We start from the raw sequence: 9,062 nt of genomic DNA on the forward strand, positions 1-9,062 counted from the left end.
CGGGCGCGCCGCGGCCCGCCGGGCCGGACGTCGATCCGGCGCGGCTGCGAGGCGGCGGACAGGTCGTCCAGCAGGAAGATCTCCCCGGCCGACTCGTAGACCACCCGGCGCCCGTCGGTGCTCGCGTGTCGGGCGTAGAAGTCGGTGCCGCCGCCGGACCCGTGGTCGGTGTGCCGGCGCAGGTCGGTGCCGGGGTCGGCGAGCGGGACGGAGTAGACGTTCCCCCAGCCCTCGTGGTCGGAGACGAACGCCAGCCGCGGGCCCGACCCGTCGTCGACGACCATGGGGCACTCCAGCTGCCCGGCCAGGGCGGCGAGGACCCGGGTGAACTCCCCCGTCCCGGCGGTGTCGAGCCACAGCCGGCCGGCGCGCCCACCGCGGTAGCGCTTCCAGTGGGCCGCGTCGCGCCCGCCCTCGACCTGGGTGAGCACGGCGGGTCCGCCGGGCTGGTGGGCGAGCGCGGAGAGCGTGCCGTACGGCAGCAGCCGCGGTGCCCCGCCGGTCGCCGGGACCGCGTACGCCCACAGCCGGGAGGTCGCGTCGCCGTGCGCGGACAGCGCGACCACCGCGCCGTCGGGGGTCCAGCCCGCGGCGCGGGTCGGCGCCTCGCCCCACCAGGTCAGCCGGGTGGGCGTGCCACCCTCGGCGTCGACCCGGTACACCTCGGGTGCGCCGTCGCGTCGGGACGCGAACGCGACGGACCCGCCGTCGGGCGAGAAGCGCGGTGCGGTGACGGGCACCCCGTCCGCGGTCAGGCGGTGGGCCCGCCCGCCCTCGACCGGAGCCGTCCACAGGTCGTCCTCCGCGACCAGGACGAGCGTGTCACCCGACAGATGGGGATGGCGCAGGAAGCTCACACGGCGACGTTAGCCGCACGCACCGACATTCCGGACCCGCCCGCGGCGGGGTCCCCGGTGCAGACGCAGCGCAGCGGGGCGAAGCCGTTGAAGCCTACCGAGGAGTAGCTGGCGGTGTAGGCGCCGGTGTGCAGCAGCCGGACCACGTCACCGGCGCACAGGTCGTCGGGGAGCAGGTAGGGGTGCCTGCGGTAGAGCACGTCGGCGCTGTCGCAGGTCGGCCCGGCCAGTACGACCGGGGAGCGGGGGCCGTCGTCGTGCGCGGTGCGGATCGGGTAGCGGACCAGCTCGCCCTCGGTCTCGGCGAGCCCGCCGAAGCGGCCGACGTCGAGGTAGACCCAGCGCGGACCGGCGTCACCGTCCCGGTCGGACACGAGCACGACCTCGCTGTGGAGCGTCCCCGCGTCGGCGACGAGGCCCCGGCCCGGTTCGATCATCAGCTCCGGCCGGTCGTCGCCGAACTCCGCGGCGACCGCCTCGCGGATCGCGTCGCCGTAGTCCGACAGCGGGCGGACCTGCGCGTCGTAGTGCGCGGGGAAGCCGCCGCCGAGGTCGAGCAGATCGGGTCGCAGCCCGCGGGCGCGGACCCGGCGGAACACCTCCGCGGCGTCGGCGATCCCGGCCCGCCACGCCCCCGGGTCGAGCTGCTGGGAACCGACGTGGAACGACACCCCGGCGGCCCGCAGCCCGGCCGCGTCGGCGTCGAGCAGCAGCGACGCGGCCGCGGCCGTCGAGCACCCGAACTTGCGGTCCAGCGGGAAGCAGGAGCCCGCGCCGGTGCAGGTGACCCGGACGAACACCTCCGCCCCCGGCGCGCAGCGCGCGATCTTGGCCAGCTCGGCGGCCGAGTCGACGGCGAACCGCCGCACTCCGCTGCGGTGCGCGAACGCGATGTCGCGTTCCTTCTTCACGGTACTGCCGTAGGAGATGTCCGCGGGCCGCGCGCCGGCGGCGAGGCACAGTTCCAGCTCCGGCCGGCTGGCGACGTCGAATCGCGCGCCGAGACCGACCAGGAATTCGACGAGCCGCGGGGCCGGATTCGCCTTGACCGCATAGAACAGTTCCGCGCCGGGAAGTGCACGTCCGAATTCGGCGTACCGTTCCCGGACGGCGTCCAGGTCCAGCACCAGGTACGGAGTGCAGAGTTCGACGGATTCGGTGGAGACGGGCCGGCGATCGGACATCGGACACACCTCTTTCCCGGACACGGGGAGTTCACGACGGAAACGGCGTTCTGATCCGCCGTCGATCCGATCGTAAAACAGTGCGGATCACGTCCGTGGGGTGCCGTGGATCACCGGGGGAAACGGGAACCCACGTCGCGCGATTGATCCCGACAACTCCGGCGAGCAGTTCGCCGGCGTCCGTCCCGTTCCGTCCCGGAAACGGCACGGACGCCGACACCCGATGTTCTTCGGTGCAGCACCCGGTGTTCATCAACGCGGCGTCAACGCCGCGTCGGGGCCGCGTCAGGACGAGGCGGAGCTGTGCACCGGGGTGGAGGCCGGCACGATCTGCAGCAGGAGCTCCGCGCACCAGCCGAGCAGCTCGACGTCGCGCATGGCGGCGCCGCCGATCCGGTTGCCCTGCACCGGCTTGGGCACCGTGACGACCTGCGCGGCCGCCTTGTACTGCGCCTTGGGGTAGAGCCGGCGCAGCCGCAGCTGGGCGGAGTCGGGCAGCTGCATCGGACCGATCCGCAGCTGGGTGCCCGCCGACGCGACCTCACGGATGCCGAGGCGGCGGCAGAGCTGGCGGAACCGGGCGACCTCCAGCAGGTTGCGCACCGGGGTCGGGGGCTCGCCGTAGCGGTCGGTCAGCTCCTCGACGATCGCGGTGAGCGCGGCGTCGTCCGGCGCCTCGGCGATCTTGCGGTAGACCTCCAGGCGCAGCCGCTCGCCGTCGACGTAGTCGTGCGGGACGTGCGCGTCGACCGGCAGGTCGACCCGGACCTCCTGCAGCTCCTCCGGCTCGGCCCCGATCTCCCCGCCCGCCTGCCTGCGGAACGCCGCGACGGCCTCCCCGACCAGACGGATGTAGAGGTCGAACCCGACGCCGGCGATGTGGCCGGACTGCTCGGCACCGAGGATGTTGCCCGCGCCGCGGATCTCCAGGTCCTTCATCGCGACGGCCGCACCGGAGCCGAGCTCGGAGTGCTGGGCGATGGTGGCGAGCCGGTCGTGTGCGGTCTCGGTGAGCGGATGCTCCGCCGGGAACAGGAAGTAGGCGTAGCCGCGGTCGCGGCCACGCCCGACCCGGCCGCGCAGCTGGTGGAGCTGGGACAGGCCGAGGGTGTCGGAGCGTTCGACGATCAGGGTGTTGGCGTTGGAGATGTCCAGGCCGTTCTCGACGATCGTGGTGCAGACCAGCACGTCGAACTCGCGGTGCCAGAACGCGCTGACGGTCCGCTCCAGCAGGTCCTCGTTCATCTGCCCGTGCGCGACGGCGACCCGCGCCTCGGGGACGAGGTCCTGGATCTTCTTGGCCGCCCGGTCGATCGAGCTGACCCGGTTGTGCACGTAGAACACCTGGCCGTCGCGCAGCAGCTCGCGGCGCAGGGCGGCGGCGACCTGCTTGTCGTCGTAGGCGCCGACGTAGGTCAGGGTCGGGTGCCGTTCCTCGGGCGGGGTGGTGATCGCCGACATCTCGCGGATGCCGGCGAGGCTCATCTCCAGGGTCCGCGGGATCGGGGTCGCGGACAGGGTGAGCACGTCGACGGCGGCGCGCAGCGCGGTGATGTGCTCCTTGTGCTCGACGCCGAAGCGCTGCTCCTCGTCGACGATCACCAGGCCGAGGTCCTTGTAGCGGATGCCGGTCTGGAGCAGCCGGTGTGTCCCGACGACGACGTCGACGGTGCCGTCGGCGAGCTTCTCGATCGTCTCGCGCGCCTCGGCCGGGTCGGTGAACCGCGACAGCCCGCGCACGGTCACCGGGAACTGGCGCATCCGCTCGGAGAACGTCGACAGGTGCTGGGTGGCGAGCAGCGTCGTCGGGACGAGGACCGCGACCTGCTTGCCGTCCTGCACGGCCTTGAACGCCGCCCGCACCGCGATCTCGGTCTTGCCGAACCCGACGTCGCCGGAGATGACGCGGTCCATCGGGACCGGACGCTCCATGTCCCGCTTGACCTCGTCGATCGCGGAGAGCTGGTCGGGGGTCTCGGTGTAGGGGAAGGCGTCCTCGAGCTCGCGCTGCCACGGGGTGTCCGCGCCGAACGCGTGTCCCGGCGAGGCCTGGCGCGCCGCGTAGAGCTGCACCAGACCGGCCGCGATGTCCTTGACCGCCTTGCGGGCCCGGCTCTTGGTCTTGGCCCAGTCCCCGCCGCCGAGCTTGTTGACGGCGGGCTGCTCGCCGCCCACGTAGCGGCTGATCTCGTCGAGGGCGTCGGTCGGCACGAACAGCCGGTCGGCGGGCTGGCCGCGCTTGGAGCTGGCGTACTCCAGCACCAGGTACTCGCGGGTGGCGCCCTGGACGGTGCGCTCCTTCATCTCGATGAAGCGTCCGATGCCGTGCTGGTTGTGGACGACGAAGTCGCCGGGCTGCAGCACGGCCAGGTCGACGGCGTTGCGCTTGCGGGGGGTGGTCTTGCGCGGCGCGGTGTCGAGCCCGGCGCGGCTGCCGGTCAGGTCGGCCTCGGAGACGACGACCAGCCCGACCTCCGGCGCGGTGAACCCGTTCAGCACGCGCCCGCAGGTGACGGTGACGATCCCCTTCTCCGGGGCGTCGGCGAGCACCGGGACGGCGGAGGCGGGGACCTCGGCCTCGCGCAGCTGCTCCAGCGAGCGGTCGGCGGTGCCCTGCCCGGCCAGCACGAGCACCGCGGCGCCGCCGGTGGCGACGTGCGCGCGCAGGTCGGTCAGCGCGCGGTCGGTGTCGCCCCGGTAGGGCTCGATCTCGTGCACGCCCGCCACGACGACGTCGTCGGAGCCCGACAGCAGCGGCGACAGCGAGACCACGGGACGGCCGGTACCCGTCGCGTGGTCCAGCGTGACGCGCAGGTCGCGGTAGGCCGACCCGGAGACGTCGATCGGGGCCTCGCCGCCGGACCCGGACGCCAGCCAGGACGCCTCCAGGAACTCCTGCCCGGTGCGCACGAGGTCCGCGCAGCGGGTGCGGATGCGCTCGGGGTCGGCGAGCAGCACCCGCGTCCCGTCCGGGAGCAGGTCGGTGAGCGTCTGCATCTCCCCGCCGACCAGCGCCGGGATCAGCGACTCCATGCCCTCGCCGGGGATGCCCTCGGACAGCTTCTCGAGCAGCTCGCGCAGCGGGTTGCGGTTGAGGCCCGCGGCCTCGGGCTGCTCCAGGGCCAGCTCGCCGGCCCGCTCGCGCACCGGGGTGGTGAGCAGCAGCTCGCGGCACGGCGGCACGTCGATCCGCGTGACCTCGCCGACCGAGCGCTGGTCCGCGACGGAGAACGACCGCACCTCGGAGACCTCGTCGCCCCAGAACTCGACGCGCACCGGGTGCTCGGCGGTCGGCGGGAAGATGTCGAGGATGCCGCCACGCACCGCGAACTCGCCGCGGGTGGTGACCATCTCGGCGCGGCTGTAGGCCAGCTCGACCAGCCGCACCAGCAGCTGCTCGAAGTCGTACTCCTCGCCGACGGCCAGCGTCACCGGGGCGAGCGTGCCCAGCCCGGGCGCGACCGGCTGGATCAGGCTGCGCGCCGCGGTCACGACCACCCGAGGGGCGGTCTCCGCCGAGGAGAGCCGGTGGAAGATCGTCAGCCGGCGGGCGACGGTGTCCGGGCGCGGGGACAGCTTCTCGTGCGGCAGCGTCTCCCAGCTCGGCAGTACGACGACCGGCGCGCCCGCGCAGTCGTGCACCGTGTCGGCGGCGGCGCCCGGCGCCTCGCCGTGGCCGAGCAGGTCCGACACCGCGGCCGCGAGGTCCTCGGCCTCCCGGTCGGTGGCGGTCACGGCGAGCACCGTGGAGGTCTCGGCGAGCCCGGCGGCGAGCAGCGGGCGCACCGCGGAGGGACCCTCGACCTGCACGGCAGGGGTCTCACCGGCGCGGGTGTCCGCGGCACGGGCGGCGTCGACGGCGGCGCGGAGACCGGCGTCGGACAGGGCGGAGGTGAGCAGACCGGACAGGATGGCCACGACGGCGCTGGCTCCTCGGTGGAGGTGGGCTGGCGGTGCGCGCGGCGACGGGGGCCGGCCGCGGGCAGGACAGACCCCTGCCCGGGTCGCGGTAGGGCTCCCGACCCGGTCGGGGTGCCGACCTCCGAGTTTACGCCTGGGCCACGCGGGCGCCGACCGAGGCGTCGGTGTCCCGCGGCACGTCCCGCTCAGAGCAGCCCGTCGCGCTCCAGGGTCGCCTCGTAGAGGTCGAGCATCCGCTCGTCGTCGCCCCCGGCGGCGACGGCCGCGTCGGCGACGGCCGCGTCGGCGTAGGCCTTCTCGAAGCGCTCCTGGTTGGCCTTCCAGGTGCGACGGAAGGTGTCGGCGTCACGACGCCAGTAGCCGAGCACGCCGTAGGCGCCGGGCGGCAGGCCGCGCTCGTGGCGCAGGTGCTTGCGGGCGGCGCGGGTCGCGGACGCCTCACCGCCGACGTAGACGTAGCCGGGCCCGTCCGGCAGCGCCAGCCCGGCGACGATCTCCGCCAGCCGGCTGCCGGTCTCGCTCGCGGGCTCGCGGCGGACCCGCGCCCGCGCGGGGAAGTCGGCCGGGACCTCGTCGATCTCCAGGACGACCTCGGTGTCGATGCCCTCGGGTGTCTCGGTGACGATCCGGGCGAGCGCCGGGAGCGCGGCCGCGTCGCCGACGAGGATCTGCCAGCCGACGCCGGCCGGGCGCTTGAACCAGCTGTTGGAGTGCGAGACCTCGATCTCGTCACCGACGCAGGCCCGCCGGGCCCAGCCGGCGCCGACCCCGCCGGGGTGGCAGACCAGGTCGATGGACGCCCGGGTGCGGCAGGGGCTGACCTCGCGCAGGGTGTACCAGCGACCGTGGTCGTCGCGGCCGCCGTCGGGCAGCGGGAAGTGGAAGACGCAGGCCTCGTCGGGGACGCCCGGCAGGCCGAGACCGGCGAGCCCCTCCCCCTCGAGCTCGGCCCGGACGAAGACGTCCGAGAGCCGCTGCAGACTCACCACACGGACCGCCGACCGGTCCTCGGTCACGACCGACATCGCCGCCTCCTCCATAGGTGAGGCTCACCTAACCATGAGGGAGCGGACCACACCAAACGGATCTTCCGGACACGGTGTCGCACAGCGCGACTACTACGTTGCATCGTAAATGCTCACCCGATCGTGTGCGCTAGCGTCGACAGACGTCAGGCGGGTTTCCGACCCCGAGCCAGCACGGAGGAGCAAGCGGTGATCACGGTCTACCTCAACCGCCGGATCGACGACGACGCGCGCCGCGAGTCCCTGTTCCGGGGCGACTTCCACCTCTACAGCGGGATCGGCGGCGCGAACGCCCTCGCCGACCACGCCAAGGACCTGATCGGTCAGGCCTTCGAGGGTCTGGACCCGGAGCGCGCCCAGTACGAGATGGACGTCGACGAGTTCGTCCGCCGCGTCGAGCCGCTCAAGCGCGAGTTCACCAACGGCGACCGGACCAAGGCGCTCTGCCAGCAGTTCGCCGTCGACTTCGGCGTCGACCCCGAGCGCACCTACTTCGACATCCCGCGGCTGCGCGTGATCCCGGCCGACCAGTTCCTCACCGCCGGTGTGTCCTACAACTACAAGGCGCACCGCGACATGTGGTACGGCCACCCGCAGCAGCTCGTGAACTACTGGACCCCGGTGTTCGACGTCGTCGGCGACAACGTCATGAGCATGTACACCGACTACTTCGACCGCCCGGTGAAGAACGGCTCGAACCAGTACGACTACGACGAGTGGGTCGCCAAGCACCGCACCGCGGCCGCCGGCGAGAAGACCACCGACACCCGTCCGCACCCGCTCCCGCTGGAGGACTTCGAGTCCCGCGGCGAGATCCGGATCGCCGGGCAGTCCGGTGACGTGTTCATGTTCTCGTCGAACCACCTGCACGCGTCGGCGCCGAACACCTCCGACGTCACCCGGTTCTCCTACGACCTGCGCACGATCAACCTCGACGACGTCCGGGCCGGCCGCGGCCCGCGCAACGTCGACTCGGGCGCGACCGGCACCACGCTGGGCGACTTCCTGCGGGTCTCCGACCTCGCCCCGCTGAAGGCCGAGGAGTTCGAGGACGCACTCACGCACGCCTGAGCCCACCGCCCTCCCGACGGCCCGGTACCGCGAGGTGCCGGGCCGTCGTGCTCTCGACGCCCCGGCCCCGCCTGGCTAACGTCGTCCCGATGAGCGGTGAGCTGCGACCGGTGGACGCCCGCGTGCGGGCACTCGAGTCGATCCTGGTCGAGAAGGGCTACGTCGACCCGGCCGCACTCGACGAGATCATCGAGACCTACCAGCACCGGGTCGGCCCGCGGAACGGCGCGCACGTCGTCGCCCGGTCCTGGACCGACCCGGACTTCGCGGCCCGGCTCGCCGACGACGCGACCGCGGCGGTCGCCGAGCTCGGCTACGGCGGTCGCGGCGGCGAGCACCTCGCCGCGGTGTTCAACTCACCGGGCGAGCACCACCTCGTCGTCTGCACCCTGTGCTCCTGCTACCCGTGGCCGGTCCTGGGTCTGCCCCCGGTCTGGTACAAGTCGCCGGCCTACCGGTCGCGGGCGGTGCTGGACCCGCGCGGCGTGCTCGCCGACTTCGGGACCGTGCTCGACGACGACGTCGCCATCCGGGTGCACGACTCCACCTCCGAGCTGCGCTACCTGGTCGTCCCGCAGCGTCCGGCCGGCACGGACGGGTGGTCCGCGGACGAGCTCGCCGCGATCGTCTCCCGCGACGCCATGATCGGCACCCGGCTGGTGTCGGCGTGAACGGCGCGCACGACCTCGGCGGCGCAATGGGCTTCGGGCCGGTGGAGCCCGAGCCGGAGGACGTCCGGTTCCACGCGGACTGGGAGCCGCTGGTGCTGGCGCTGACCCTCGCCGCGGCCCGCCCGGGCGGCTGGTCGATCGACGAGTCCCGGCACTCCCGCGAGTCGCTCCCGCCGCCGGTCTACCTGACCCTGACCTACTACGAGATCTGGCTCGCGGCGACCGAGAAGCTGCTGGTCACCCACGGCCTGGTCGGCGCCGACGAGCTCGACGCCGGGCGCCCCCTGCGCCCGCGCGCCGACGCCCCGGCCGCGCTGGACGCCGACGCCGCCG

The 9,062-nt window shown here is 73.5% G+C and carries 5 protein-coding genes and 2 pseudogenes; 3 read left to right on the plus strand and 4 right to left on the minus strand.

Annotated elements, in window-relative coordinates:
- From GTW08_RS07390 to GTW08_RS07405, 4 genes and pseudogenes are all read right to left on the minus strand, one after another.
- Nucleotides 1-857 (minus strand): annotated as a pseudogene (locus GTW08_RS07390) (peptidase S41); the annotation flags it as partial.
- Entirely contained in the window at nt 854-2,041 is a 1,188-nt protein-coding gene (locus GTW08_RS07395) for a type III PLP-dependent enzyme (RefSeq protein ID WP_073577643.1), read from the minus strand. The pseudogene GTW08_RS07390 and the gene GTW08_RS07395, both read right to left, overlap by 4 nt.
- A gap of 285 nt (nt 2,042-2,326) precedes the next feature.
- Nucleotides 2,327-5,950 (minus strand): transcription-repair coupling factor, encoded by a 3,624-nt coding sequence (gene mfd / locus GTW08_RS07400; protein WP_073577798.1) that lies wholly within the window; start codon nt 5,948-5,950, stop codon nt 2,327-2,329.
- Between the two features lie 197 nt (nt 5,951-6,147).
- Nucleotides 6,148-6,987, minus strand: a complete 840-nt coding sequence (locus tag GTW08_RS07405; RefSeq protein WP_139282971.1) for a siderophore-interacting protein — start codon at nt 6,985-6,987, stop codon at nt 6,148-6,150.
- A gap of 189 nt (nt 6,988-7,176) precedes the next feature.
- On the opposite strand from GTW08_RS07405, the gene GTW08_RS07410 reads away from it, so the two are divergent.
- The 3 genes and pseudogenes from GTW08_RS07410 to GTW08_RS07420 form a co-directional block, all read left to right on the plus strand.
- Nucleotides 7,177-8,058, plus strand: coding sequence for a hypothetical protein (locus GTW08_RS07410; protein WP_062400283.1), 882 nt, complete (start codon nt 7,177-7,179; stop codon nt 8,056-8,058).
- 89 nt (nt 8,059-8,147) lie between these two features.
- Nucleotides 8,148-8,729 carry a nitrile hydratase subunit alpha gene (gene nthA, locus GTW08_RS07415; RefSeq protein ID WP_073577641.1) on the plus strand — a complete coding sequence of 194 codons (582 nt, stop codon included), beginning with the start codon at nt 8,148-8,150 and terminating at the stop codon, nt 8,727-8,729.
- Nucleotides 8,726-9,062 (plus strand): annotated as a pseudogene (locus tag GTW08_RS07420) (SH3-like domain-containing protein); the annotation flags it as partial. The gene nthA and the pseudogene GTW08_RS07420, both read left to right, overlap by 4 nt.

It is taken from the genome of Pseudonocardia sp. SID8383, assembly GCF_009864975.1.
GTDB lineage: Bacteria > Actinomycetota > Actinomycetes > Mycobacteriales > Pseudonocardiaceae > Pseudonocardia > Pseudonocardia alni.

Coding starts and splice junctions, on each gene's coding strand:
- GTW08_RS07395 (WP_073577643.1), bottom strand. CDS start 2,041: ATGTCCGATCGCCGGCCCGTCTCCACCGAATCCGTCGAACTCTGCACT.
- GTW08_RS07405 (WP_139282971.1), bottom strand. CDS start 6,987: ATGTCGGTCGTGACCGAGGACCGGTCGGCGGTCCGTGTGGTGAGTCTG.
- nthA (WP_073577641.1), top strand. CDS start 8,148: ATGAGCGGTGAGCTGCGACCGGTGGACGCCCGCGTGCGGGCACTCGAG.